This window comes from Candidatus Ornithobacterium hominis, from assembly GCF_900538215.1.
GTDB classification, from domain to species: domain Bacteria; phylum Bacteroidota; class Bacteroidia; order Flavobacteriales; family Weeksellaceae; genus Ornithobacterium; species Ornithobacterium hominis.
Map to the genome: position 1 here is coordinate 22,908 of NZ_UNSD01000006.1, position 25,302 is coordinate 48,209.

The 25,302-nt window shown below is 35.3% G+C and carries 24 protein-coding genes and 5 tRNA genes; 24 read left to right on the forward strand and 5 right to left on the reverse strand.

Going from position 1 to position 25,302, the window contains the following annotated elements:
- The first annotated feature begins 58 nt into the window (after positions 1–58).
- From D5J18_RS06235 to D5J18_RS06340, 22 genes are all read left to right on the forward strand, one after another.
- Entirely contained in the window at positions 59–310 is a 252-nt protein-coding gene (locus tag D5J18_RS06235) for a type B 50S ribosomal protein L31 (RefSeq protein WP_119058158.1), read from the forward strand.
- Between the two features lie 171 nt (positions 311–481).
- Positions 482–1,477 carry a PLP-dependent cysteine synthase family protein gene (locus D5J18_RS06240; RefSeq protein WP_375730850.1) on the forward strand — a complete coding sequence of 332 codons (996 nt, stop codon included), beginning with the start codon at positions 482–484 and terminating at the stop codon, positions 1,475–1,477.
- Positions 1,478–1,482: 5 nt separating this feature from the next.
- Positions 1,483–2,334 (forward strand): SDR family oxidoreductase, encoded by an 852-nt coding sequence (locus D5J18_RS06245; protein ID WP_119058159.1) that lies wholly within the window; start codon positions 1,483–1,485, stop codon positions 2,332–2,334.
- Between the two features lie 3 nt (positions 2,335–2,337).
- Complete coding sequence (locus tag D5J18_RS06250) at positions 2,338–3,597, forward strand: aminotransferase class I/II-fold pyridoxal phosphate-dependent enzyme (protein ID WP_119058160.1); 1,260 nt, start codon at positions 2,338–2,340, stop codon at positions 3,595–3,597.
- A 60-nt stretch (positions 3,598–3,657) separates the two neighbouring features.
- Positions 3,658–3,852, forward strand: a complete 195-nt coding sequence (gene rpsU / locus D5J18_RS06255) for a 30S ribosomal protein S21 (RefSeq protein WP_119058161.1) — start codon at positions 3,658–3,660, stop codon at positions 3,850–3,852.
- Between the two features lie 55 nt (positions 3,853–3,907).
- Entirely contained in the window at positions 3,908–4,795 is an 888-nt protein-coding gene (locus tag D5J18_RS06260) for a tyrosine-type recombinase/integrase (protein ID WP_119058162.1), read from the forward strand.
- Between the two features lie 5 nt (positions 4,796–4,800).
- Positions 4,801–5,100 carry a ribosome hibernation-promoting factor, HPF/YfiA family gene (gene hpf, locus D5J18_RS06265; RefSeq protein WP_119058239.1) on the forward strand — a complete coding sequence of 100 codons (300 nt, stop codon included), beginning with the start codon at positions 4,801–4,803 and terminating at the stop codon, positions 5,098–5,100.
- Positions 5,101–5,207: 107 nt separating this feature from the next.
- Positions 5,208–5,281 (forward strand) — tRNA-Thr (locus D5J18_RS06270).
- Between the two features lie 12 nt (positions 5,282–5,293).
- Positions 5,294–5,376: transfer RNA gene (locus tag D5J18_RS06275), tRNA-Tyr, on the forward strand.
- Between the two features lie 8 nt (positions 5,377–5,384).
- Positions 5,385–5,457: transfer RNA gene (locus D5J18_RS06280), tRNA-Gly, on the forward strand.
- 9 nt (positions 5,458–5,466) lie between these two features.
- Positions 5,467–5,538 (forward strand) — tRNA-Thr (locus tag D5J18_RS06285).
- A 51-nt stretch (positions 5,539–5,589) separates the two neighbouring features.
- Entirely contained in the window at positions 5,590–6,777 is a 1,188-nt protein-coding gene (gene tuf / locus D5J18_RS06290) for an elongation factor Tu (protein WP_119058163.1), read from the forward strand.
- A gap of 61 nt (positions 6,778–6,838) precedes the next feature.
- Positions 6,839–6,911 (forward strand) — tRNA-Trp (locus tag D5J18_RS06295).
- 15 nt (positions 6,912–6,926) lie between these two features.
- Positions 6,927–7,121, forward strand: a complete 195-nt coding sequence (gene secE, locus D5J18_RS06300) for a preprotein translocase subunit SecE (RefSeq protein ID WP_119058164.1) — start codon at positions 6,927–6,929, stop codon at positions 7,119–7,121.
- A 6-nt stretch (positions 7,122–7,127) separates the two neighbouring features.
- Positions 7,128–7,670 (forward strand): transcription termination/antitermination protein NusG, encoded by a 543-nt coding sequence (gene nusG / locus D5J18_RS06305; protein ID WP_119058165.1) that lies wholly within the window; start codon positions 7,128–7,130, stop codon positions 7,668–7,670.
- A gap of 45 nt (positions 7,671–7,715) precedes the next feature.
- A complete protein-coding gene (gene rplK / locus D5J18_RS06310; protein WP_119058166.1) occupies positions 7,716–8,156 on the forward strand; it encodes a 50S ribosomal protein L11 in 441 nt (146 codons plus the stop codon).
- Between the two features lie 4 nt (positions 8,157–8,160).
- Complete coding sequence (gene rplA, locus D5J18_RS06315) at positions 8,161–8,850, forward strand: 50S ribosomal protein L1 (protein ID WP_119058167.1); 690 nt, start codon at positions 8,161–8,163, stop codon at positions 8,848–8,850.
- A gap of 18 nt (positions 8,851–8,868) precedes the next feature.
- Positions 8,869–9,393 carry a 50S ribosomal protein L10 gene (gene rplJ, locus D5J18_RS06320; RefSeq protein ID WP_119058168.1) on the forward strand — a complete coding sequence of 175 codons (525 nt, stop codon included), beginning with the start codon at positions 8,869–8,871 and terminating at the stop codon, positions 9,391–9,393.
- A gap of 45 nt (positions 9,394–9,438) precedes the next feature.
- Positions 9,439–9,816 (forward strand): 50S ribosomal protein L7/L12, encoded by a 378-nt coding sequence (gene rplL, locus D5J18_RS06325; protein ID WP_119058169.1) that lies wholly within the window; start codon positions 9,439–9,441, stop codon positions 9,814–9,816.
- Between the two features lie 148 nt (positions 9,817–9,964).
- Positions 9,965–13,798, forward strand: a complete 3,834-nt coding sequence (rpoB, locus tag D5J18_RS06330) for a DNA-directed RNA polymerase subunit beta (protein ID WP_375730851.1) — start codon at positions 9,965–9,967, stop codon at positions 13,796–13,798.
- Positions 13,799–13,839: 41 nt separating this feature from the next.
- The gene (rpoC, locus tag D5J18_RS06335; protein ID WP_119058170.1) at positions 13,840–18,135 is read left to right on the forward strand and encodes a DNA-directed RNA polymerase subunit beta'; all 4,296 of its coding nucleotides are present in this window, start codon (positions 13,840–13,842) and stop codon (positions 18,133–18,135) included.
- Between the two features lie 7 nt (positions 18,136–18,142).
- Positions 18,143–18,460 (forward strand): DUF3467 domain-containing protein, encoded by a 318-nt coding sequence (locus D5J18_RS06340; RefSeq protein ID WP_119058171.1) that lies wholly within the window; start codon positions 18,143–18,145, stop codon positions 18,458–18,460.
- A 61-nt stretch (positions 18,461–18,521) separates the two neighbouring features.
- Here D5J18_RS06340 and speB read toward each other — a convergent pair whose 3' ends face one another.
- The 4 genes from speB to D5J18_RS06360 are packed head-to-tail and all read right to left on the reverse strand — an operon-like array spanning position 18,522 to position 21,738.
- On the reverse strand, positions 18,522–19,373 hold the full coding sequence (speB, locus tag D5J18_RS06345; RefSeq protein ID WP_119058172.1) for an agmatinase: 852 nt from the start codon (positions 19,371–19,373) through the stop codon (positions 18,522–18,524).
- Positions 19,374–19,391: 18 nt separating this feature from the next.
- Positions 19,392–20,471 carry a glycine cleavage system aminomethyltransferase GcvT gene (gcvT, locus tag D5J18_RS06350; protein WP_119058173.1) on the reverse strand — a complete coding sequence of 360 codons (1,080 nt, stop codon included), beginning with the start codon at positions 20,469–20,471 and terminating at the stop codon, positions 19,392–19,394.
- A complete protein-coding gene (gene idi, locus D5J18_RS06355) occupies positions 20,468–20,983 on the reverse strand; it encodes an isopentenyl-diphosphate Delta-isomerase (RefSeq protein ID WP_119058174.1) in 516 nt (171 codons plus the stop codon). Before idi ends, gcvT begins: the two co-directional genes overlap by 4 nt.
- Before the next feature lie 17 nt (positions 20,984–21,000).
- On the reverse strand, positions 21,001–21,738 hold the full coding sequence (locus tag D5J18_RS06360; protein WP_119058175.1) for a biotin--[acetyl-CoA-carboxylase] ligase: 738 nt from the start codon (positions 21,736–21,738) through the stop codon (positions 21,001–21,003).
- Between the two features lie 77 nt (positions 21,739–21,815).
- Between D5J18_RS06360 and rsfS the strand changes: the two genes are divergently transcribed.
- The gene (gene rsfS, locus D5J18_RS06365) at positions 21,816–22,175 is read left to right on the forward strand and encodes a ribosome silencing factor (RefSeq protein ID WP_119058176.1); all 360 of its coding nucleotides are present in this window, start codon (positions 21,816–21,818) and stop codon (positions 22,173–22,175) included.
- Positions 22,175–24,166: an ATP-dependent zinc metalloprotease FtsH gene (ftsH, locus tag D5J18_RS06370; protein WP_119058177.1), complete on the forward strand. Its 1,992-nt coding sequence runs from the start codon at positions 22,175–22,177 to the stop codon at positions 24,164–24,166. Before rsfS ends, ftsH begins: the two co-directional genes overlap by 1 nt.
- Before the next feature lie 263 nt (positions 24,167–24,429).
- Here the strand turns inward: ftsH and D5J18_RS06375 are convergent, their stop codons facing one another.
- Positions 24,430–25,095 (reverse strand): copper homeostasis protein CutC, encoded by a 666-nt coding sequence (locus tag D5J18_RS06375; RefSeq protein WP_119058178.1) that lies wholly within the window; start codon positions 25,093–25,095, stop codon positions 24,430–24,432.
- Positions 25,096–25,302 lie beyond the last annotated feature (207 nt).

Genomic DNA, 25,302 nt, shown 5'->3' on the forward strand with positions numbered 1-25,302 from the left:
TTTGCTACAGAAATAATTATTTGTATATTTGCAGTCCGATTTTAGAAATAAGGTAGTTATGCGTAAAGATATACATCCAGAGAATTATCGATTAGTAGCGTTTAGAGACATGAGTAATGAAGATACGTTTATTACCCGTTCTACAGCTGAAACAAAAGATACCGTAGAAATAGATGGTGTTGAATATCCATTGGTGAAATTAGAAATTACATCTACATCACACCCTTTTTATACTGGTAAAATGAAGTTGGTTGACTCTGCGGGTAGAGTAGATAAGTTTATGAATAAGTATAAAAAGTTTAAGAAATAAAATATTTTCTCATAATAGTAATTTTTAGGCTTCGGTTTCTCCGAAGCTTTTTTATTTTTGATAAACTAATAAATAAACTATAAAAATTTATAAAGGCTTAAAAAAGCTTTCACTTTACAATTTATATAAGCCGTTAAAAAAATTGTATTTTTGTTTTCAAATCTGAAAATTTTGAAAAATAAAATCAACCAAAATATTTTAGAATTGGTAGGTAATACGCCAATTGTAAAGTTAAATAAGATTGGAAAAGATTTACCCTGCCCTGTTTTTGCAAAATTAGAATTTTTTAACCCTGGGCATTCATCAAAAGACCGAATTGGGCTTCACATCATTGAAGAGGCAGAGAAAGAAGGCATCTTGAAGAAAGGAGCTACTATTGTAGAGACGACTTCTGGCAACACAGGTTTTAGTATTGCGATGGCAAGTGCGGTAAAAGGCTATAAATGTATACTTGCAGTTAGTGATAAGACAAAAGAAGACAAAATTGCTTTTCTGAAGGCTTTGGGCGCAGAAGTGCATGTTTGCCCAGCGAATGTACCAGCAGAAGACCCTAGAAGTTATTACGAAACGGCGAAGAGAATCCATCAAGAAACGCCCAATTCTATTTATATCAATCAATATTTTAATTTAAAAAACATTGATGCTCATTACTTGAGTACGGGGCCTGAGATTTGGGAGCAAACCGATGGACAAATCACGCATTTGATTGCAGCTTCAGGGACAGGCGGTACAATTTCTGGAGTGGGGCGCTACTTGAAAGAGAAAAATCCCGAGATTAAAATCATAGGAGTAGACGCTGATGGTTCTGTGATTAGAACTTATCATGAGACGGGAGAATTAGATAAATCTAAAATTAAACCTTACAGGATTGAAGGTTTAGGGAAGAATTTGATTCCTGGGGCAACAGATTTTTCCGTCATAGACGAATATGTAACCGTGACGGATGAAGATAGTGCCTATTGCACTAGATTGTTAGCGCTAGAGGAAGGAATCTTGGCAGGGTACACAAGTGGAGCCGTTATTCAAGGGTTGAGAGAATATAAAAACAGATTATCTGAAAATGATTTTGCTGTATTGATATTCCCTGACCATGGCTCTAGGTATATGAATAAAGTTTATAATAATGATTGGCTGAAAGAACAAGGCTTTAATCAAAAGGAATTTTAGTTTTTATGATAAAATATGCAGTAGTGACTGGAGTTTCATCTGGAATAGGTAAAGCAACCGCTCAGAAATTTTTAGAAAAAGGTTTTTTTGTGTTTGGAAGTGTGAGAAAAAGAGAAGATGCACAAGAATTTGAACAAAATTTTCCCGAAACGTTCCAGACATTGGTTTTTGACACAACAGACTACTCTGCTGTAGACCAAGCTGTTCAGCAAATTGAAGAAAGAATTGGTAAACAAGGTTTGAGCGTTTTGGTAAATAATGCAGGCGTAGCTAAGTATGGCCCAATTCAATACGTGGATATAGAAGAGTTGAGAAATCAATTTGAAATTAATGTATTTGCACCAATTTACTTTACACAAAAACTTTTACCTTTATTGGGCGCATCCAAAGAAGCCAAATGGAAAGGAAAACTTTTCATGATTAGCTCTACTGCTGGCGTGATGACTAGGCCTATGCTTGGCCCTTATTCAGCTTCAAAGCATGCTATTGAAGCAGTATTTGATGCGTTACGCAGAGAGATGATGTTGTATGGGCTAGATGTTATCATTATAGAACCAGGGCCAATCAAAACAGAAATTTGGGGGAAAGCAAAAAACAAAGAAAATCCTTACGTAGGCACTGATTATGAATTGATTTTTGAAAAATTGGATGAAGCAGTGAATGAAATTGAAAAAGTAGGATTACCAGTAGAAGCCGTTTCTAATAAAATTTGGGAAATTTATAAAAGCCCCAAACCCAAGACAAGATATGTGATAGCGCCTAAAAAGTTATTTTTTAAAGCAGCAATGTATCTCTTGCCAGACAAGACTTTAGATAAAATTTTCTTTAAAGATTTAAAAAAAATAATGAATAAATAAGATATGGATATTTTTGAAAGAATAAAACAGAATAGAGGCCCATTAGGACAGTTTGCAGATTATGGAGAAGGTTATTTTATTTTCCCTAAGCTAGAGGGGGAATTAGGCCCACGAATGAAATTTCAAGGGAAAGAAGTTATTTGCTGGAGTTTAAATAACTATTTAGGTTTAGCTAATCACCCTGAAGTTCGAGAAATAGATAAAAAAGCCAGTGAAGAATATGGCTTGGCTTACCCTATGGGAGCTCGAGCGATGAGTGGCCACACCGAAAAGCATGAGGAGCTCGAAAATAAATTAGCAAAATTTGTAAACAAAGAAGCTGCATATTTATTAAATTTTGGATACCAAGGGATGCTATCTATCATAGATACACTATTGAGCCCAAAAGATGTGGTAGTATACGATAGTGATAGTCATGCATGTATAGTAGATGGAGTTCGATTGCATTTAGGTAAACGATTTACCTACCAACATAATGATGCTGAAAGTCTTGAGAAAATGCTAAAAAGAGCTCAAAATATTACAGAAAAAACTGATGGAGGAATTTTAGTGATTTCTGAAGGAGTTTTTGGAATGCGAGGCGAACAAGGGAATTTAAAAGAAATCGTTGCACTAAAGCAAAAATATGACTTCAGACTATTAGTGGATGATGCGCATGGTTTTGGAACCTTGGGCAAAACAGGAGCAGGTGCTGGAGAAGAGCAGGGAGTTCAAGATGAAATTGATGTGTATTTTTCAACCTTTGCAAAATCAATGGCAAGCTTAGGAGCATTTGTTGCAGGCAATAAAAATGTAATAGAATACTTACAATATAATATGCGCTCTCAAGTTTTTGCTAAATCTTTGCCCATGGCATTGGTGATTGGTGCGCTAAAAAGATTAGACATGCTACAAAATCAGCCAGAGCTAAAAGATAAACTTTGGGAAAATACCAATAAACTTCAGTCAGGATTAAGAAAAGCTGGATTCAATTTAGGTAGTACAAATACTTGTGTAACACCAGTTTTCTTAGAAGGATCCACGGTAGAAGGCACGTTACTAGTCAAAGATCTTCGTGAAAATTATGGAATTTTCACCAGCATTGTCGTTTACCCAGTCATTCCAAAAGGAATGATTTTATTGAGATTAATTCCAACCACAGCCCATACAGACAAAGATATCGAAGACACCATCGATGCCTTTACAGCCATTCGAGATAAATTAGTATCTGGACAATACGCAGAAATTGAGAAGAAAATGGATGTAGAATATCAACAATATTAATTTGTATATTAATTATTTTTGTTTAACTTTGCCTTTCATTAATAAAAGAGATGTAATTTTATGTTAATAGTTCCAGTAAAAGACGGAGAATCAATCGAAAGAGCTTTAAAACGCTACAAGAGAAAATATGATAGAACAAAGGTTTTAAGAGAATTAAGGGAAAGACAACAATTCACAAAACCTTCAGTAAAACGTCGTCAGGAGATATTAAGAGCTGCGCACAAACAGCGAATGCAGCAAGAAAACGAAGCTTAAATAAGTTTTACAATAAACTAAAAAACCGCTTATCTTTGTATAAGCGGTTTTTTTTATGTTAGTAGATCAGTTTTTAATTTACATCAGAGACGAAAAAAGATACTCCAAGCATACATTGCATGCTTACGATTTTGATTTAAATCAATTTATTGAATTTTTAGAATCCAAAGGAATCTTAGATTTTCATGAAGTAAATTTAGTGATATTGAGAAGTTATATAGCTTTCTTGAATCAACAGAATTTAAAGGCAGTAACTATTAACAGGAAAATCAGTGCAATAAAAAAGTTTTTTAGTTTTTTGGTTGAGTTAAAAGAAATATCACTTAACCCAGCAAAAGATTTAAAATTTTTAAAGCCTTTAAAAAATATTGATCCACCATTATCAGAATCAGAAGTAAAAAAAATTCTAGAAATGGAATTTGATTTAGAAGAAGTAAATCAAAGAAGAGATTATTTAATCATTCAAATGTTTTTTTTCACAGGAATCAGAAGAGCAGAATTGATAGGTTTAACTAGCTCTGATGTCTTACTTGGTGAGAAGATGATAAGAGTGCGAGGAAAGGGAAGCAAGACACGAATGATTCCGATATCTTCTTATTTAGCAGACCAAGTAGAACAATATATGAATTTGATGCAGGATAAAACAAGATTAAATTTAAGAGAATCCCTTTTTTATACACATAAAGGAAATAAGATTTATCCAAAATTTGTACATAACTTAATCAATTCGTACCTTAGTATAGTTTCCACAAAAAGGAAGAAAAGCCCACATGTTTTGCGTCATACATTCGCGACGCAATTATTGAAAAAAGGTGCGGATATCAATAGTGTAAAAGAATTAATGGGTCATTCAGCTATATCATCAACAGAAAAATATACCCATTATGACATTGAAGAATTAAAAAAAGTGTATAACCATTCTCATCCAAGAGAAAAAAAATGAAAATTATGAAAGTAAATTTGCAAGCAGTAAATTTTAGAGCAAAACAAGAATTAGTTGAATTTATAGAAGAAAAATTAAATAAATTAGATCAATTCTCAGATCAGATTGTAGGAGCAGAAGTTTATTTAAAGTTGGATAACAATCATAATAAAGAAAATAAAGTAGTAGAAATCAGATTGCAAGTACCTGGAGATGATATTGTTGTGGAGAAGAATGGCTCTTCTTTTGAGGAAGCGACCAATCTTGCCGTCGACACATTAAAACGTCAAATAATCAAGAAAAAAGAAAAAACTGCGAATAAATAATTTTTTTTCATCAATAATTTTGTTAGAAAAAAAAAGTGTTTTATATTTGCAGTCCGTTTGTGAAAGAAACTTTCTTTAAAGTTGTTTTTTATAAACGTACAAGAGTTGCCTCTGTAGCTCAGCTGGCTAGAGCAGCTGATTTGTAATCAGCAGGTCGTGGGTTCGAGTCCCTCCAGAGGCTCTTTATTGAAATGGGCAGATACTCAAGTGGCCAACGAGGGCAGACTGTAAATCTGCTGTCTTTCGACTTCGGAGGTTCGAATCCTTCTCTGCCCACTTTTTTTGCGGGAGTAGCTCAATTGGTAGAGCTTCAGCCTTCCAAGCTGAATGTTGCGGGTTCGAGTCCCGTCTCCCGCTCAACTTTTGGCCGATGTAGCTCAGGGGTAGAGTGCTTCCTTGGTAAGGAAGAGGTCACGGGTTCAAATCCCGTCATTGGCTCAACGGTTAGATTTGAATAATTAAACACAAATAGAATTAATTTTTTTTAAAATGGCAAAGGAAACTTTTAACCGAGACAAGCCGCATTTAAATATAGGTACTATTGGTCACGTTGACCATGGTAAGACTACTTTAACTGCAGCGATTACTAAAGTATTAGCAGATAAGGGGTTTTCGGAAGCGCGTGCTTTTGATCAAATTGACAATGCTCCTGAAGAGAAGGAGAGAGGTATTACAATTAACTCTTCTCACGTTGAATATCAAACAGAAAATCGTCACTATGCGCATGTTGACTGTCCTGGTCACGCTGATTACGTTAAAAACATGGTAACAGGAGCTGCGCAAATGGACGGCGCAATTTTGGTTGTGGCTGCGACAGATGGCCCAATGCCTCAAACGCGTGAGCATATCCTTTTGTGTCGTCAGGTAAATGTTCCAAGAATTGTTGTTTTCTTGAATAAAGCAGACATGGTTGATGATGAGGAATTGATGGAGCTTGTAGATATGGAAGTGAGAGATTTGCTTTCTTCTTATGAGTATGATGGAGATAATACTCCTGTAATACAAGGTTCTGCCTTAGGGGCTCTGAACGGGGAAGAGAAGTGGGTTGACACTGTATTGAAGTTGATGGATAGTGTAGATGAGTGGATTGAAATTCCAGAAAGAGATCAAGATAAGCCTTTCTTGATGCCAATCGAGGATATCTTTTCAATTACAGGTCGAGGTACCGTTGCTACTGGGCGTATCGAAGCAGGTGTGATTAATACAGGAGATCCTGTTGATATTGTGGGTATGGGAGATGAGAAGTTGACCTCTACTATTACAGGAGTTGAGATGTTTAGAAAAATTCTTGACAGAGGTGAAGCTGGGGATAACGTAGGTCTTTTGTTGAGAGGTATTGAGAAAAGTCAAATTAGCCGAGGAATGGTTGTTGCAGCTAAAGATAGCGTTACTCCTCATGCTAAATTTAAAGCAGAGGTCTATATTTTGACTAAAGAAGAAGGTGGGCGTCACACTCCGTTTAAAAACAATTACCGTCCTCAGTTTTATGTGAGAACTACTGACGTTACAGGTGAAATTCACTTGCCTGAAGGAGTTGAGATGGTGATGCCTGGAGATAATATCACTATTGAAGTTGATTTGATCCAACCGATTGCACTCAACGAAGGTCTTCGATTTGCAATTAGAGAAGGTGGTCGAACTGTAGGTGCTGGTCAGGTAACTGAAATTTTAGATTAAATATATTTTTAAATTTGAATAGAGGTGTTTCTGACATAAAATCAGAAACACTTTCTGTCATACGGGCGTAGCTCAGCTGGTAGAGCAGTGGTCTCCAAAACCAAAGGTCGAGGGTTCGATCCCTTCCGCCCGTGCATAAAGAATTTTCCATGAAAGAAATCGTTGATTTTGTGAAAGGCTCTTATGAAGAGTTTGCAAATCATGTGACTTGGCCCAAATGGGATACCCTTCAATCAGCAACGATCGCTGTAGCGGTGTTTACTTTGATATTGTCATTGTTTTTATATGGTGTAGACACATTATTTAGTGATATTATTAATGGATTATATAGATTGTTAAAATAATCTTCTATGAGTGAAATGAAATGGTATGTTCTTAAGACGATTAGTGGAAGGGAGCATAAGGTCAAAGAGTACATTGAAGATGAAATTTCTTATCAAGGTTTGAGTAACCATTTAGGGCAGATTGTTGTTCCTGTAGAGAAAGTTATTCAGATTAAAAATGGGAAAAAGTTACAAAAAGAGCGAGTTTATTACCCAGGATATGTGATGATTGAAGTGGATTTAATAGGTGAAATACCTCACATTATCAAAAATGTAAATGGTGTGATAAGTTTCTTGAGTTCTACTAAAGGAGGGGATCCTGTCCCTATGCGAAAAAATGAAGTTAATCGTATGTTAGGTAGAATGGATGACCTTTCTGATGAGGAAGAATTAGTTAATATTCCTTATATGGTTGGCGAAACAATCAAAGTTATTGATGGTCCTTTTAATAATTTTAATGGAGTTATAGAAGAAATCAATGAAGAAAAAAGAAAATTGAAAGTTATGGTTTCAATTTTTGGTCGTAAAACTCCTTTGGAGTTGAATTATGTTCAAGTAGAAAAAATTTAGGCTGCTTCCAAAAATAAACGCTTAATTTTTTAAAGTAAATTAAAGATGGCAAAAAAAATTCAAAAAATTGTAAAACTTCAGGTTAGAGGTGGGCAAGCAAATCCTTCCCCACCCGTAGGTCCTGCTTTAGGTGCTGCCGGGGTAAATATTATGGAGTTTTGTAAACAATTTAATGGTCGTACACAAGACAAGCAGGGTAAGGTTTTACCTGTGGTTATTACTGTTTATCAAGATAAATCTTTTGATTTTGTTATTAAGACTCCTCCTGCTGCTGTTCAGTTACTAGAGGCTGCTAAATTAAAAGGAGCTTCAGGTGAACCTAATAGGGTCAAGGTTGCTACTGTAACATGGGATCAAGTTCAAGCGATAGCAGAAGATAAAATGGCTGATTTGAATTGTTTTACAGTTAATTCAGCAATGAAAATGGTAGCTGGAACTGCGAGATCAATGGGGATTAATGTGAAAGGTGGAACTAAACCAGAGTAATTATATGGCAAATTTAACTAAAAATCAAAAAGAGATAGCGAAGAAATATGATAAGACTAAAGCTTACACTTTAGAAGAAGCTTCTTCGATTGTAAAAGAGATAAGCACGGTAAAGTTTGATGCTACGGTTGATATTGCTGTTCGCTTAGGTGTAGATCCTAAGAAAGCAAATCAAATGGTAAGAGGCGTTGTTTCTTTGCCACATGGAACAGGAAAAGATGTTAAAGTTTTGGCTTTAGTTACTCCAGATAAAGAGCAAGAAGCGAAAGATGCGGGTGCAGATTATGTGGGTCTTGATGAGTATTTAGAGAAAATCAAAGAAGGTTGGACAGATGTAGATGTTATTGTAACTATGCCTGCTGTGATGGGGAAATTAGGTCCATTAGGTAGAGTTCTTGGACCACGTGGGCTAATGCCAAATCCTAAAGCTGGAACAGTTACGATGGATGTTTCAAAAGCAGTGAGTGATGTGAAAGCTGGAAAGATTGATTTTAGGGTTGATAAAACTGGCATCGTTCATGCTATTGTAGGAAAGGTTTCTTTTCCTGCAGAAAAGATTATGGAAAATGCAAAGGAATTGATTCAAACTTTACAAAAAATGAAACCTACTGCAGCAAAAGGTGTTTATATGAAGAGTATTTACTTATCTTCAACGATGAGTCCTTCTGTACAAGTAGATCCAAAAAGTGTTTAATTCGAAATTGATTGAAAGATGACAAGAGAACAAAAAGCGCAAATGATAGATGATCTTCAACAGATATTGGTTGATACAGATACTATATATTTAACAGATATTTCGGGATTAAATGCTTCTGAGACTTCAATTTTAAGAAGAGCTTGTTTTAAGAAAGACGTTCAGCTAAGAGTGGTGAAAAACACTTTGTTGAAAAAAGCTATGGAGCGTGTAGAAGATAAAGAATATGAAGAGTTGTATGATGTTCTGAAAGGGAACACTGCAATTATGATTTCTGATAAAGAAAATGCTCCAGCAAAGGTAATTAAAGATTTTAGAAAAAAATCGGAGAAACCTATCTTAAAAGGAGCTTGGATTCAAGCCGCAGTTTATGTTGGTGATGACAAGGTTGATACTTTATCTAACTTGAAATCTAAAGAAGAATTGATAGGCGATGTAATCAATATCCTACAGTCACCAATGAAAACAGTTGTTTCTCAACTCCAAAGCGGAGGACAGAAATTATCTGGATTAGTTAAAACGCTAAGTGAGCGTTCAGAATAAAAAATACACTCAATAATTATAAATAAAATTTAAAAAGCATTAAAAATGGCAGAATTAAAAGAATTAGCAGAACAGTTGGTAAATTTAACTGTAAAAGAGGTAAATGAATTAGCAGATATTTTAAAAGAAGAGTATGGTATTGAGCCAGCTGCTGCTGCAGTAGCTGTAGCAGGACCAGTTGCTGGAGGAGAAGCAGGAGGAGAGGAAGAGAAATCAGAATTTGATGTTATCCTAAAGTCTGCAGGAGCTTCTAAATTAGCTGTTGTGAAATTAGTTAAAGAATTGACTGGTAAAGGATTAAAAGATGCTAAGGATTTAGTAGATGGTGTTCCTGCAACATTGAAAGAAGGTGTTTCAAAAGAGGAAGCAGAAGCTTTGGCTAAACAATTAGAAGAAGCTGGTGCTGAGGTTGAATTGAAATAATTTCAATAGAGTTTTAATTAAGGGTTTAGACCTTCACTTTGGGTGATAGGTCTAAGCCTATTTTAGGTAATAAGAGTCTTAAACCGTTCAAAGGTTTTGTTAATAGAGGGTAAAATAACTCTATAAAATTTAAAACATAATAACCAATATGAGTACATTGGCAAAGAAAGAGCATAAAAGAAATAATTTTTCATCAACAAAGAATATTGCTGATTTTCCTGATTTTCTTGACATTCAATTAAAGTCTTTTGAAGATTTTTTCCAGCTAGAAACGCGTCCTGATCAAAGAAAAAATGAAGGCTTATTTAAAACTTTTGCAGAAAATTTCCCTATAAGTGACACAAGAAATCAGTTTGTTTTAGAATTTCTTGATTACTTTGTTGATTCCCCTAGATATTCTATACAAGAATGTATCGAAAGAGGTTTAACCTATAGTGTCCCCTTAAAAGCACGATTAAAACTTTATTGTACGGATCCTGAACACGAAGATTTTGAAACAGTGGTTCAAGATGTTTATTTAGGTACAATACCTTATATGACACCGAGTGGTTCTTTTGTGATTAACGGAGCAGAAAGAGTTATTGTTTCTCAATTACACAGATCTCCAGGTGTGTTTTTTGGTCAATCTTATCACGCCAATGGAACTAAATTATACTCTTCTAGAATTATTCCATTTAAAGGATCTTGGATTGAATTTGCTACAGATATTAATTCTGTAATGTATGCTTATATTGATAGAAAAAAGAAATTGCCTTTAACGACTTTGTTGAGAGCAATTGGTTATGAAAGAGATAAAGATATTTTAGAAATTTTTGATTTAGCTGAAGAAATTAAAGCTAACAAATCTAATTTAAATAAAGTCCTTGGACGAACACTAGCGGCAAGAGTTTTAAATACATGGCATGAAGATTTTGTAGATGAAGACACAGGCGAGGTTGTTTCAATTGAAAGAAATGAAATAGTTTTAGATAGGGAAACTATTCTTGAAAAAGAACACATCGAAGAAATTTTAGATTCAGGTGTGAAAACAATTTTGTTGCATAAAGAAGACAATAAAGCTTCTGATTATGCTATTATTTTAAATACGCTACAAAAAGACCCCACTAATACAGAAAAAGAAGCGGTAGAATATATTTATCGTCAACTAAGAAATGCTGAACCACCAGATGAAGAGACAGCAAGAGGAATTATAGATAAACTATTTTTTTCTGACACTCGCTATAGTTTAGGTGAAGTAGGGCGCTATCGGTTAAATAAAAAATTAGGGCTTAATATTTCAGAAGAAATTCAGGTTTTGACGAAAGAAGACATTATCTCTATTGTTAAACATTTGATAGAATTAGTGAATTCAAAAGCTGAGGTGGATGATATCGACCACTTGTCAAACCGTCGAGTTAGAACCGTAGGTGAGCAAATGGCAAACCAGTTTGGTGTAGGTTTAAATCGTATGGCAAGAACCATTCGAGAAAGAATGAACGTAAGAGACAATGAAGTCTTTACACCAATTGATCTTATTAATGCTAAGACTTTATCTTCTGTTATCAATTCATTTTTTGGGACAAACCAACTTTCTCAGTTCATGGATCAAACAAATCCATTATCTGAAGTAACTCATAAGCGTAGACTCTCAGCTTTAGGACCAGGAGGTTTGTCGAGAGAGAGAGCTGGGTTTGAAGTACGAGATGTTCATTATACGCACTATGGTAGACTTTGCCCTATCGAGACACCTGAGGGACCAAACATTGGTTTGATTTCCTCTCTTTGTGTTTATTCTAAAGTCAACAGTATGGGATTTTTAGAGACACCTTATAGAAGAGTTGAAGATGGGAAAGTTAATCTAAAAGAAGCTCCTGTTTATTTAACTGCAGAAGAAGAAGAAGATCAAATTATAGCCCAAGCAAATGCTAAATTAAATGATGATGGTAACTTCGTAAATGATAGGGTTATTGCAAGAGAAGATGGAGATTTTCCAGTAGTAGAACCTAATCGTGTTAATTTGATGGATGTTGCTCCCAATCAAATTGCTTCGATTTCAGCTTCTTTGATTCCATTTTTGGAACATGATGATGCTAACCGTGCGTTGATGGGGTCGAACATGATGCGTCAAGCTGTTCCTTTGTTGAAACCCCAGTCTCCTATTGTGGGTACAGGACTAGAAGGTTCTGTAGCGAAGGACTCTAGAATTTTGATGAATGCTGAGGGAAATGGCGTAGTAAAGTATGTCGATGCACAAAAAATTACGATTGACTATGAAAGATCTGAAGAAGAAGAAGCCGTAAGCTTTGATTCTTCAGAAAAAACATATGAGTTAATTAAATTTAGAAAAACAAACCAAGGTACTTGTATTAACTTAAAACCTATTGTGAAAGTAGGGGATAAGGTAGTAAAAGGACAAGTTTTATGTGAAGGCTATGCGACAGAAGAAGGTGAATTAGCTTTAGGAAGAAACTTATTGGTTTCCTTCATGCCTTGGAAAGGATATAACTTTGAGGATGCGATTGTAATCTCAGAAAAAGTTGTAAGAGAAGACTGGTTTACTTCTATTCATATCGATGAATATTCAATGGATGTTCGTGATACTAAATTAGGTATGGAGGAATTAACTAACGATATTCCAAATGTTTCTGAAGATGCAACCAAAGATTTAGATGAGAACGGTTTAATCAGAATCGGTGCAGAGGTAAAGCCTGGAGATATTCTTATCGGTAAAATTACTCCTAAAGGAGAATCAGACCCAACGCCAGAAGAAAAATTATTGAGAGCAATTTTCGGAGATAAGGCAGGCGATGTGAAAGATGCTTCACTCAAGGCTAATCCGTCATTGAGAGGGGTGGTAATTGATAAAAAATTATTTTCAAGAAGTATAAAAGATAAAAATAAACGCGCAAAAGATAAAGTTACCATTGAGAAATTAGATAAGAGTTTCCAGAAAAATTTTGATGAATTAAGAGATGTTTTACTCGAAAAATTATATAAACTTTTAAATGGGAAAACTTCACAAGGAATATTTAATGACTTAAATGAAGAAGTGATTCCTAAGGGAGCTAAATTCACACAAAAATTATTATCAAGCGTTGATGACTATTTGAATTTAACAGGAGGAACTTGGACGACAGATGAAGATTTAAATGAACTTGTAAAGCAATTATTGCACAATTATAAAATTAAAAATAATGATTTGCAAGGTGTATTAAATCGAGAGAGATTTACCATTTCTGTAGGAGATGAATTACCAGCTGGTATTATAAAGCTTGCAAAAATTTACATTGCTAAAAAACGTAAATTAAAAGTGGGTGATAAAATGGCAGGACGCCATGGTAACAAAGGTATCGTTGCTCGAATCGTAAGAGATGAAGATATGCCATTCTTAGAAGATGGAACGCCAGTAGATATAGTATTAAATCCATTGGGGGTACCTTCTCGTATGAATATTGGGCAGATTTTTGAGACCGTACTAGGATGGGCTGGTAAAAAATTGGGAGAAAAATATGCAACACCTATTTTTGATGGAGCTCACATTGATGAAATTAATGAACTCACAGACAAAGCAGGTATTCCACGATACGGAACAACTTATTTGTATGACGGTGGAACGGGAGAACGATTTGCCCAAAAAGCTACCGTAGGAGTTATTTATATGTTGAAATTAGGACATATGGTTGACGATAAAATGCACGCAAGATCTATCGGACCATATTCATTGATTACACAGCAACCATTAGGTGGTAAAGCACAGTTTGGTGGCCAAAGATTTGGTGAAATGGAGGTTTGGGCTTTAGAAGCTTATGGAGCATCCAATATTCTTCGAGAAATTTTGACTGTTAAATCAGATGATGTTATTGGTCGTGCAAAAACTTACGAATCGATCGTGAAGGGGGATGCGATGCCAGAACCAGGTATTCCAGAATCTTTCAATGTATTATTGCATGAGCTGCAAGGTCTTGGATTGGATATTGATTTACTTCAATCTGAAAATCAATAAAATAACATCATATAATTATTAATTTATATATAGAAAATTCTATGTCAACTAATAAAACGCTTTCGAGCAAATTTGATAAAATTCGTATAGGTTTAGCCTCTCCAGAATCTATTTTACAAGAGTCTTATGGTGAGGTTTTAAAACCAGAAACAATCAATTACCGTACGCATAAACCAGAAAGAGATGGCCTTTTCTGTGAGAGAATATTTGGCCCAGTAAAAGATTACGAATGTGCTTGTGGTAAGTATAAAAGAATTCGATACAAAGGTATTGTATGTGATCGCTGTGGAGTTGAAGTTACAGAAAAAAAGGTACGTAGAGATCGTATAGGGCATATCAATCTTGTTGTTCCTGTAGCGCATATTTGGTATTTTAGATCTTTGCCTAATAAGTTAGGTTATATTCTAGGAGTTCCATCCAAGAAATTAGACATGATTGTTTATTATGAACGATATGTAGTCATTCAACCAGGTATAGCAAAAGGGCTAGAAGGAGAAGAACTTCAAGTAATGGACTTCTTGACAGAGGAAGAATACTTGGATATCATGGAAACGCTTCCTATTGAGAATCAATATTTAGATGATTCTGATCCTAATAAGTTTATCGCTAAAATGGGAGCTGAATGCTTGGAAGAATTACTGAAAAGAATTGATTTAGATGAGCTTTCTTATGACCTTCGTCATAAAGCTCACAATGAAACTTCAAAGCAAAGAAGAACAGAGGCCTTGAAACGCTTACAAGTGATTGAATCTTTGCGTGAATCAAATGAAGGAAATAAAATTAATCGCCCAGAGTGGATGATTCTTAAAGTTATTCCTGTTATTCCACCAGAGTTAAGACCTTTAGTTCCTTTAGATGGTGGACGATTCGCTACTTCTGATTTAAATGATTTGTACCGACGAGTTATTATCAGAAACAATCGTTTAAAAAGGCTTATGGAAATTAAAGCTCCAGAAGTCATTCTTAGAAATGAGAAAAGAATGTTGCAAGAGTCAGTAGACTCTCTATTAGATAATACTCGAAAATCTTCTGCTGTAAAGGCGGATGGGAATAGACCATTGAAGTCACTTTCAGACTCATTGAAAGGAAAGCAAGGGCGATTCCGTCAAAATTTATTGGGTAAACGTGTTGACTATTCAGCTCGTTCTGTTATCGTAGTAGGACCAGACTTAGAATTACACGAATGCGGTTTGCCAAAGGATATGGCGGCTGAACTTTATAAACCTTTCATTGTTAGGAAATTAATTGAAAGAGGGGTTGTGAAGACAGTTAAATCAGCGAAAAAAATCATTGATAGAAAAGAGCCTGTTGTTTGGGATATTTTAGAAAACGTACTAAAAGGACATCCCGTCTTGCTTAACCGTGCTCCAACTTTGCACCGTTTGGGAATTCAAGCATTTCAACCTAAATTAATAGAAGGTAAGGCTATACGTTTACATCCATTAGCATGTACAGCATTCAACGCAGACTTCGATGGAGATCAGATGGCAGTGCATTTACCTTTAGGGCCAGAAGCAATTTTAGAAGCACAGCTTTTAATGTTAGGTTCGCAAAACATTTTGAATCCAGCCAATGGTTCGCCAATAGCTGTCCCTTCTCAAGATATGGTTCTTGGTTTATACTATATGACCAAGATTCGCAAAAGTGATGAGAATTATAAAGTAAAAGGAGAAGGCTTGATATTTTATGATGAAGATGAAGTAAGAATCGCTTACAATGAGAAAGCTGTTGACTTAAATGCAAGTATTAAAGTTAGAGCTTCTGTGAAAGAAGGAGGGGAATTAGTTACTAAATTAATTGAAACTAGTGTAGGGCGAGTCTTATTTAATCGAATTGTCCCAGAAAATATTGGTTTTATCAATGAAGTTTTAACTAAAAAATCTTTAAGAAATGTTATTGGTAAAATTTTAAAAGAAACAGATTTCCCAACCACAGCAGCATTCTTAGACCGAATGAAAACATTAGGTTATACCAATGCCTTTGAAGGTGGACTTTCATTTAGCTTAGGAGACATTTTGATTCCAGACCAAAAAACGGAAATGATTCAAGATGCAATTACCCAAGTGGATGCTATTCGAGGAAATTATAACATGGGATTAATTACCAATAATGAGCGTTACAACCAAGTCATTGATGTTTGGACTAATACCAATGCAAGTTTAACGGAATTGGTGATGAAGAGAATGCGGGAAGACCAGCAAGGATTTAATTCAGTTTATATGATGCTTGATTCAGGTGCTCGTGGTTCTAAAGAACAAATTAGACAGCTTTCAGGAATGCGTGGATTGATGGCTAAGCCACAAAAAGCAGGTTCTTCGGGAGGTGATATTATTGAAAACCCGATTATTTCTAATTTCCGAGAAGGACTTTCTATCTTAGAATACTTCATTTCCACACACGGAGCTCGTAAAGGTCTTGCAGATACGGCTCTGAAAACAGCTGATGCAGGATATTTAACACGTCGTTTGGTTGATGTCTCTCAGGATATTATCATCAATGAGGATGATTGTGGTGCGTTGAGAGGTTTAGAAATCACTGCATTGAAGAAAAATGATGAAATTGTAGAACCTTTAAGAGATAGGATTTTAGGTAGAACTTCATTGAACAATGTTTACCATCCAGAAACAGATGAAGTTTTAGTAGAAGCAGATCAAATCATAACAGAAGATATTGCCGAAGCTATTCAAGCAGCTGATTTAGATATGATAGAGGTTCGCTCACCATTAACGTGTGATTCTAAATCTGGAATTTGTGCTAAATGCTACGGGCGAAACTTAGCCACTAATCAAGCAGCTCAGTTAGGCGAAACCGTAGGTGTTGTAGCAGCTCAATCTATTGGAGAGCCAGGTACACAGTTGACTCTGCGCACCTTCCATGTAGGGGGTACAGCGGGTAACGTTTCAGAAGAATCTACTTTGAAAGCTAAACAAAGTGGTAGAGTAGAATTTGATGAATTAAAAACAGTAAGAAGTGAGAATGAAGTTGGAGAAGCAGTGGATATTGTCATTTCTAGAACAACTGAACTTAAGCTATTGAATAAGAGAGGTGAAGTTGTGATGACCAATAATATCGCTTATGGTTCTGTGTTACACGTAGCGAACGGTCAAGAAGTGAAAAAAGATCAAAAAATTACTACTTGGGATCCTTATAATGCTATTATCATTGCAGAAACAGCAGGTAAAATTGAGTTTGAAAACATCGAGCAAGGTTCTACCTTCCAATTAGAAGTTGATGAACAAACCGGGTTTACTGAGAAAGTAATTTCAGAAAGTAGAAACAAGAAATTGATTCCTACGCTTAAAGTTATTTCTAAAGATGGAGAAGAGAAATCTTATAACCTGCCAGTAGGAGCTCATTTGATTGTAGAAGATGGAGAAGAAATTAAAGCAGGTAAAACTTTAGTTAAAATTCCTAGAAAATCAGCTAAAGCAGGAGATATTACTGGTGGTTTGCCACGTGTTACAGAGTTGTTTGAGGCTCGTAACCCATCAAACCCTGCAGTAGTTTCAGAAATTGATGGTTTAGTTTCTTTTGGTAAAATTAAAAGAGGTAACCGTGAAATTATTGTCGAATCAAGAAGTGGAGAAATAAAAAAATACTTGATAAAATTATCTAATCAGATTCTTGTTCAAGAAAATGATTATATTAAAGCAGGAATGCCACTTTCGGAAGGAGCAATTACACCAACGGATATTTTGAGCATCAAAGGCCCAACAGCCGTTCAGGAATATTTGGTGAATGAAATACAAGAAGTTTATCGTTTGCAAGGAGTGAAAATTGATGACAAACACTTTGAAATCATTGTAAGGCAAATGATGAGAAAAGTTAGAATCATCGATGCTGGAGACACGAGATTCTTGGATTCTAGTTTAGAGCATAAAATTGACTTCATTGAAGAAAATGATAGGATTTTTGGAATGAAAGTCGTAGAAGATGCTGGAGATAGTGAGGTGTTGAAACCAGGACAAATTCTAACGGTACGCGAATTAAGAGATGAAAATTCTAAATTGCGTAGAGATGATAAGAATTTGGTGGTAGCAAGAGATGCCATGCCAGCTACAGCAGAACCTATTTTGCAAGGGATAACACGTGCTGCATTACAAACGAAATCATTCATCTCAGCCGCTTCTTTCCAAGAAACGACAAAAGTGCTCAATGAAGCTGCCGTAGCTGGAAAAGTAGATGATTTGAATGGACTGAAAGAAAACGTAATTGTAGGGCATTTAATTCCTGCCGGAACAGGTCTTAAAGAATATCAAAACATCATCGTAGGTAGTAAAAAAGAATACCAAGAGATGACCGGAGAAGAAAGTGAAAAAAATACAGTAACTCAATAAATAAATTATGGAAAATAATAATCAAAATCAGCAAGTAAAAAATTTCGATATTGAAATCAATCCTGAAACAGCTTCAGGAATCTATTCAAATTTAGCTCTTATCAATCATTCAAATACAGAGTTTGTTGTTGATTTCATTCAAATGATGCCAGGAATGCCTAAAGCACAAGTGAAATCTAGAATTGTATTGACTCCACAGCATGCTAAGCGATTAGCACAAGCGTTGGTAGATAATATCAATAAATTTGAAAATCAATTTGGTGAAATTAAAGAGCCAGAGCAAGGTCAGGTTCCGCTGAATTTCGGTCCGAAAGGAGAGGCTTAAAAATTTTTTAAGGCTTAAAAAAAAGCGATGAATTTTATAGATTCATCGCTTTTTTTAATTTTTATTTGTTAAAGTAGTAAGCCAGCATTTTGTAATACAATTTTGCAGCTAAGAAATCTGTTGATTTTTCATCTTCTCTCGCAGCTAATTCTACAATATCAAAGCCGATGACTTCATATTTTTTAAAGACTTTTTTGAGTAGTTTTAAAACTTCATAAAATCCTAATCCACCAGGTTCTGGCGTTCCTGTAGAAGGTGCAATGGACGGGTCAAATCCGTCTAAATCTATCGTAATGTAAACTGGTAATTTTTTAAAGCGCTTCAAAACCTCTTTTTGCCAATTTTTTTGTTCATAAATTTCATGTGCAAAAAATACATTTTTAGGGTTCATATGTTCTACCTCAGAAGCATCCATCGAACGAATTCCAACTTGTATCAAGTTATTTTTTTGACTCGCTTCATAGACTGCACAAGCATGATTGCATTGACTGCCTAAATATTCTGGGCGTAAATCGGTGTGAGCATCAATTTGTAAAATATTCAACTTACCATGATGTTCATGCATAGCACGCATGGCACCGATACTGATGGAATGTTCTCCTCCAAATAAAGTGACGAGCTTACCCTTCCCCAAATTATTTTTTACGGTTTTATAAACTGCCTCTGTCATTTTTTCAGGGCTATCATTCTCATCTACACTATCGTGAAGATAAACACCGTTTAAATAAGGCTCACTAGCAGTTTCGATGTCATAAAGTTCCATGTTTTCTGCGGCATTCAAAAAAGCTTCAGGGCCTTTATCAGCTCCCTTCCCCCAAGTGCTAGTCCCATCGTATGGGACGGGGATTAAAATGACTTTAGCATTTTCTTCTAAACCATATTTTTCTTCAACTCCTGCAAAGGTTCTTTTCATTGTTTGTTTCTTAATAAATTAAACAAAAGGTGTTTTTACAATTTTTGCACCCACATTTTTATTTCTAATTTTCAGCCAAATTGTAGTTCCAGGGGCTGTAAATTCTTTTTTTACATAGCCTAAGCCAATGCCTTCATTTAAAATAGGAGACTGCGTTCCAGAAGTTACTTCACCGATTTTTTCTTCTTTTTCATTAAATATTTCATAGCCTTTCCTAGGGATTCCTCGCTCAGTCATTTTAAAGCCAATTAATTTCCTAGTAACCCCTTTATTTTTCTGTAGTTCAATGACTTCCTTCCCAGTGAAATTTGTATGGAGTTTTGTAACCCAGCCCAGTCCAGCCTCTAGGGGAGTAGTCTCTTCATTGATGTCATTACCATATAGGCAATAGGCTTTCTCCAAACGTAAAGTATCTCTGGCAGCCAATCCACAAGGTAAAATATTGAAAGCTTCAGCCGAATCAAAAATTGCTTGCCAAACTTTTTCCGCATGTTCTGCTGGCAGATACAATTCAAAACCGCCCGAGCCCGTATAGCCCGTGGCAGAAATGATGACATCATCAATCCCAGCAAAGTTTCCTTGCTTAAATTGGTAATACGGAATTTTATTTAATTCAACAGGCGTTAAATTTTGTAAAGCCTTTGTAGAATTCGGTCCTTGCACAGCAATCAGTGCCGTTTGCTCGCTGATGTTTTCTAACTGACAATCATCAAAGTTATTGTGTTTTGAAATCCAATCCCAATCCACATCTATTCGGCTGGCATTAACCACTAGCATAAAATCATTTTGAGCTAGTTTATAGACGATTAAATCATCTATGATTCCACCCTTTTCATTTGTCAAGCAAGAATACTGTGCTTGCCCGACTTTTAATTTAGAAACATCATTAGAAATTAAATTTTGAATTAAGGCTTGGGAATCACTACCAGTAACTTTAAATTGCCCCATGTGGCTAACATCAAAAACGCCTACATTTTCGCGTACAGCCATATGCTCTTCCTTTACGCCAAAATATTGAACAGGCATTTGGTAGCCAGCGAACTCCACCATTTTAGCACCCAAATTTTCATGAATTTGATTAAGCGGTGTTTTTTTCATAATAAATTATTTTTGTACTCGGTTAAAATTATTTTGAACCATTCGGTATAAATTTCAGGATTTTTTTTAAGGCTTAAAAAAAGTTTATCCAAAGAAATCCATTGAATCTCAGAAACTTCTTTTGGGTTTAAATTAAAATCACCATCATATTTGCCTACAAAAACATGATCCAATTCATGCTCCCATAAATTTTGCCCCACATCAGCTTTGTAGATAAAGTGAAAGCTTTCTTCTAAATCATTTAATTCAATGCCTAATTCCTCCTGTAGTCGCCGTAAGGCACCCGCCTTATAACTCTCATTATCAAATGGATGGCTGCATACCGCATTAGTCCATAGCTGAGGGCTGTGATACTTTGTCTTTGCTCTTTTTTGCAGCAATGTTTCTCCTTTTTCGTTAAACAAAAAAACGGAAAAAGCTCGGTGGAGCACAGCTTTTTCATGAGCTTCTAATTTTTCCATAAGCCCCAAACGCTCGTCTTTTTCGTTTACCAATACCACTTGATTCTTCATGATTCAAATTTAATAATTTAATACATTAGAGAAATTTCTTTGATGTCAAAACTTTCAATTACCTCAGACTTTTCTCTCTTTACTAGCAAGCGACCATGCTGATCAATTCCATATATAATCCCAGAAAAGCACACCCCATTTTGCTCAAATGTATTGATTTTCTGAAAACCTAATAGCTGTTGATTATAAGATTGATATAAATTATTTTTGTTTTCTAGCTTAAGTTTTTTACGGTTTTCAAATAAAAAGTTTATCAAATTCATCTCAAAATTTTTTAAGCCTTTAGAAAATTCAGGGAATTCATTTTGAATACTTGTTGCTTTTTTTAAGCCTTGAAAATTTTTTTGATAAACGTTTAGCCCAATTCCCACAACTGCAAATTGAATTTTTTGCCCTTGAATTTGATTTTCAATTAAAATTCCGCCCGCTTTTTTTTGATGAATTATAATATCGTTGGGCCATTTGATTTTTGACTCAATATGACAATCTGACAGGAATTTTTGTAAATAAATCGATACCCAAATGGAAATTAAATGCGCCTCGTGGCTGGGGAAATCATCAAAACGAAGAAGGAAACTGAACGTTAAATTTTCATTCGCAGATGATTCCCAAGTACTGCCGCGCTGCCCTTTGCCGCTGGTCTGATGCTCGGTAGATACAACGGTGAATTCTGGGAAATTGTTCTTTGCCAGTTGGTACAACTTTTGATTTGTAGACCCCAAAGTTTTATATCTGAGATAAGTAAAATTTTTCATATTGAAACTCTAAGGTATACATATTTTATAATATATGATATAATTACTACTTTTGTAGTTTAAACTAAATTTTTTGAATGACAGAAAAAGAAAATCCACTACTTCATCAAATTATTGACAGTATTCAAGATGTGAAAGGAGAGGACATCACCATTCTAGATTTGAGAGAGATAGACAATGCGATTTGTCAATATTTTGTGATTTGCAGCGGGAATTCAAATACGCAAGTTTCTGCTATTGCCAGCATGGTAGAGAAAAAAGTGAGAAATGAACTAAAAGAGCGACCTTTGCAGGTTGAGGGGAAGGATAATGCGCAGTGGGTTTTACTCGATTATGCTTCTATCGTCGTGCACGTTTTTCAAAAGCATATCAGAGAATATTATGATATCGAAAGTATGTGGGGTGATGCTAAAAAAATTAACATTGAACTGAATTAATGGACAAAAAAGAAGATAATAACAATAGAAAAAAAGTTAGTTTTAATTTAAATTGGCTTTACACCCTCTTGGCTCTATTTTTAGTGGGATGGTTTTTTTTCATGAGCGGAGGATTGAATAATGGAGCAAAACAAATCAAGGAAGCTCAGTTTTTTGAATACGCTCGCGATGGGTATATACAAAAATTTACATTAAACAAAGATGAAGAAAAAGTCTTGGTTTATTTAACTTCAGAGGCATTAGAAAAACCTGAATTTAAGGGATTAAAGCAAACACCAGGTTTTCTAGGTGAGTCACCCAATATGCACTTTACCGTGGGAGATAGAACTTTATTTTTACAAAAATTTGATCAACTCCCCGAGGAAACTAAAGCAGAAGTTTCAATGAGTATAGAGGAGAATAATCCTTGGGTCAATGTGATTGTACAAATATTGATTTGGATACTTTTGATAGGACTTCTATGGACATTTATTTTCAGAAGAATGGGCGCTGGGGGAGGAGGTCCTGGTGGGCAAATATTTAATATCGGTAAATCAAAAGCAAAACTCTATGACCAGAATGAGAAGGTAAAAGTTTCCTTCAAAGATGTAGCTGGTTTAGAAGGAGCAAAAGAAGAGGTAGAGGAAATTGTTGAGTTTCTGAAAAATCCAGAAAAATTTACTCGCCTAGGAGGTAAAATCCCAAAAGGTGCATTGCTGATTGGTTCTCCAGGAACAGGTAAAACTCTGTTGGCTAAAGCTGTAGCAGGTGAAGCTGAAGTTCCGTTTTTCTCGCTATCGGGGTCAGATTTTGTAGAAATGTTTGTAGGTGTAGGAGCTTCACGCGTACGTGATTTGTTCAAAAAAGCAAAAGAAAAATCACCTTCCATTATTTTTATTGATGAGATTGATGCCATCGGTAGAGCTCGAGGTAAAAATGCAATGATGAATAGTAACGATGAACGTGAAAACACACTGAATCAGTTGCTTACAGAAATGGATGGTTTTGGAACAAACACCAATGTCATTGTATTGGCTGCAACCAATCGTGCTGATATTCTAGACAAAGCTTTGATGAGAGCTGGGCGATTTGACCGAAGGATTTATGTCGATTTACCAGAATTACATGAGCGAAAACAAATCTTTAAAGTTCATACAAAAGATTTGAAAATCAAAGAAGAATTAGATTTAGAATTTTTAGCAAAACAAACGCCAGGCTTTAGTGGAGCAGATATTGCTAATATTTGTAATGAAGCAGCTTTGATTGCCGCAAGAAAAAATAAAGAATATATTGACCGTCAAGATTTCTTAGATGCTGTAGACCGCATCATCGGTGGTTTAGAAAAAAGAGGGAAAATCATAAAATCGAGTGAGAAGAAAAGAATCGCCTACCACGAGGCTGGTCATGCCACTGTCAGCTGGTTGCTAGAGCATGCCTCTCCGCTTGTAAAGGTAACGATTGTTCCACGCGGTAGAAGCTTGGGGGCTGCTTGGTATTTGCCAGAGGAAAGGCAAATTACGACAGAAGAACAATTACTCGACGAGATGAGTGCTCTTCTGGGCGGTAGAGCAGCAGAGGAAGTTATGTTTGGAAATTACTCTACTGGAGCTCAAAATGATTTAGAGCGAGCCTTTAAGCAAAGTATGGCAATGGTAACGATTTATGGATTGAGTGATAAAATTGGTCACGTTTCTTATTATGATAGTTCGGGGCAATCAGATTATTCATTCAACAAGCCTTACTCTGAGCAGACCGCAGAAAAAATTGATGATGAGATTAAGCGAATTATTGATGAGCAGTACCAGCGTTGTATTAAACTTCTAAGTGATAACAAAGATAAATTAACGCAATTAGCCGAAATTTTATTGGAAAAAGAAGTCATATTCAGAGATGATTTAGAGAAAATTTTCGGGAAGAGAGAATTCTCTAATGCACAAGACCCATTTGAAGAAACGAAAAGCGAAAAAGTCATCTATGAAGAAGTAGCTCAAGAAAAAAAAGAGGAGGAGTAAATGTTAATCATCTTTCGTTTTGTTCAAAAATGACAGAATTAATAATTTTAAAAATATCTTAATAATTGATGATGAAAAACCAAGATTTCATCATCAATTATTATAAGAATTCACAGGAATAATCATAAAAATAAAAACTATGATTTCCCATTCCTTTAAATTCTTCAGCCCATTAATTTTTTGTAGATTTTTTATTTCTCTTTTTGCAAGAGCTCTCATTCAATTATGTTTCTGAAATTCTAGATGAATAAACTTTAGAAAATTTACTTCAGAATTTTTTTAAGCCTTGAAATTTCTGTGGTAGAAATTTGGCTGTTTTCTACAATTGCTGAAGAATGAAACCAATTACAACCTGATTCGCTCACGATTTTAGCCAAATTGCTACTTCTAATTCCTCCACCAGGCATAATGTTGATTTGCTTGCCATATTTTTCTTGAGCCAATTGAATATTTTTTAATCCTTTCTCGGCGGCACTCGCTCCACCAGAAGTCAGCACTGTACGGAATCCCAATTCAATGATTTTTTCTAAGCCTTCAAAAAAAATTGGAGTCTGATCAATCGCACGATGGAAAGAGCAGGGGAGATTACTAGCCATGTCTAGTAGTATTTTACAATTTTCTTCATCAATATGGCCATTGGTATCAAGCAAACCAAATACAAAGCCATCTGCTCCAGCATTTCTAAATTGCTCAATGCTGTTTCTCATTCTTAGAACTTCCGCTTTAGAATAAACAAAGTTCCCGCCCCGCGGCCGAATCATCACAAAAATGGGTATCGACGCATTTTTTTTCAAGCCTTTAAAAATTTCTAAATTTGGAGTCGTTCCGCCTAAGGACAAATCATCACAAAACTCAATGCGATCGGCTTCAGATTTCAGTGCAATTTGCGCAGCGATTTCAGTAAAACAAGCAATTTCTAAGTGTTTCATGGTGTATTAAATTAAGCTAAGCATAAATTTACTAACGAATATGGCGATTTTTATTATCATAACCAAAATGTTGATAAACTCATTGCTAGTTTTATTGCTTATCATTTCCTGTCTAAAAAAATAAGTTTAAGTATTCAAACTTGCTATAATGAAAATAAATAAAGCTTCTTACCGCTGCGTAAGCACGTTAACCAATTACAAAAAAAA

Coding starts and splice junctions, on each gene's coding strand:
- D5J18_RS06235 (WP_119058158.1), top strand. CDS start 59: ATGCGTAAAGATATACATCCAGAGAATTATCGATTAGTAGCGTTTAGA.
- D5J18_RS06245 (WP_119058159.1), top strand. CDS start 1,483: ATGATAAAATATGCAGTAGTGACTGGAGTTTCATCTGGAATAGGTAAA.
- D5J18_RS06250 (WP_119058160.1), top strand. CDS start 2,338: ATGGATATTTTTGAAAGAATAAAACAGAATAGAGGCCCATTAGGACAG.
- rpsU (WP_119058161.1), top strand. CDS start 3,658: ATGTTAATAGTTCCAGTAAAAGACGGAGAATCAATCGAAAGAGCTTTA.
- D5J18_RS06260 (WP_119058162.1), top strand. CDS start 3,908: ATGTTAGTAGATCAGTTTTTAATTTACATCAGAGACGAAAAAAGATAC.
- hpf (WP_119058239.1), top strand. CDS start 4,801: ATGAAAGTAAATTTGCAAGCAGTAAATTTTAGAGCAAAACAAGAATTA.
- tuf (WP_119058163.1), top strand. CDS start 5,590: ATGGCAAAGGAAACTTTTAACCGAGACAAGCCGCATTTAAATATAGGT.
- secE (WP_119058164.1), top strand. CDS start 6,927: ATGAAAGAAATCGTTGATTTTGTGAAAGGCTCTTATGAAGAGTTTGCA.
- nusG (WP_119058165.1), top strand. CDS start 7,128: ATGAGTGAAATGAAATGGTATGTTCTTAAGACGATTAGTGGAAGGGAG.
- rplK (WP_119058166.1), top strand. CDS start 7,716: ATGGCAAAAAAAATTCAAAAAATTGTAAAACTTCAGGTTAGAGGTGGG.
- rplA (WP_119058167.1), top strand. CDS start 8,161: ATGGCAAATTTAACTAAAAATCAAAAAGAGATAGCGAAGAAATATGAT.
- rplJ (WP_119058168.1), top strand. CDS start 8,869: ATGACAAGAGAACAAAAAGCGCAAATGATAGATGATCTTCAACAGATA.
- rplL (WP_119058169.1), top strand. CDS start 9,439: ATGGCAGAATTAAAAGAATTAGCAGAACAGTTGGTAAATTTAACTGTA.
- rpoB (WP_375730851.1), top strand. CDS start 9,965: ATGAGTACATTGGCAAAGAAAGAGCATAAAAGAAATAATTTTTCATCA.
- rpoC (WP_119058170.1), top strand. CDS start 13,840: ATGTCAACTAATAAAACGCTTTCGAGCAAATTTGATAAAATTCGTATA.
- D5J18_RS06340 (WP_119058171.1), top strand. CDS start 18,143: ATGGAAAATAATAATCAAAATCAGCAAGTAAAAAATTTCGATATTGAA.
- speB (WP_119058172.1), bottom strand. CDS start 19,373: ATGAAAAGAACCTTTGCAGGAGTTGAAGAAAAATATGGTTTAGAAGAA.
- gcvT (WP_119058173.1), bottom strand. CDS start 20,471: ATGAAAAAAACACCGCTTAATCAAATTCATGAAAATTTGGGTGCTAAA.
- idi (WP_119058174.1), bottom strand. CDS start 20,983: ATGAAGAATCAAGTGGTATTGGTAAACGAAAAAGACGAGCGTTTGGGG.
- D5J18_RS06360 (WP_119058175.1), bottom strand. CDS start 21,738: ATGAAAAATTTTACTTATCTCAGATATAAAACTTTGGGGTCTACAAAT.
- rsfS (WP_119058176.1), top strand. CDS start 21,816: ATGACAGAAAAAGAAAATCCACTACTTCATCAAATTATTGACAGTATT.
- ftsH (WP_119058177.1), top strand. CDS start 22,175: ATGGACAAAAAAGAAGATAATAACAATAGAAAAAAAGTTAGTTTTAAT.
- D5J18_RS06375 (WP_119058178.1), bottom strand. CDS start 25,095: ATGAAACACTTAGAAATTGCTTGTTTTACTGAAATCGCTGCGCAAATT.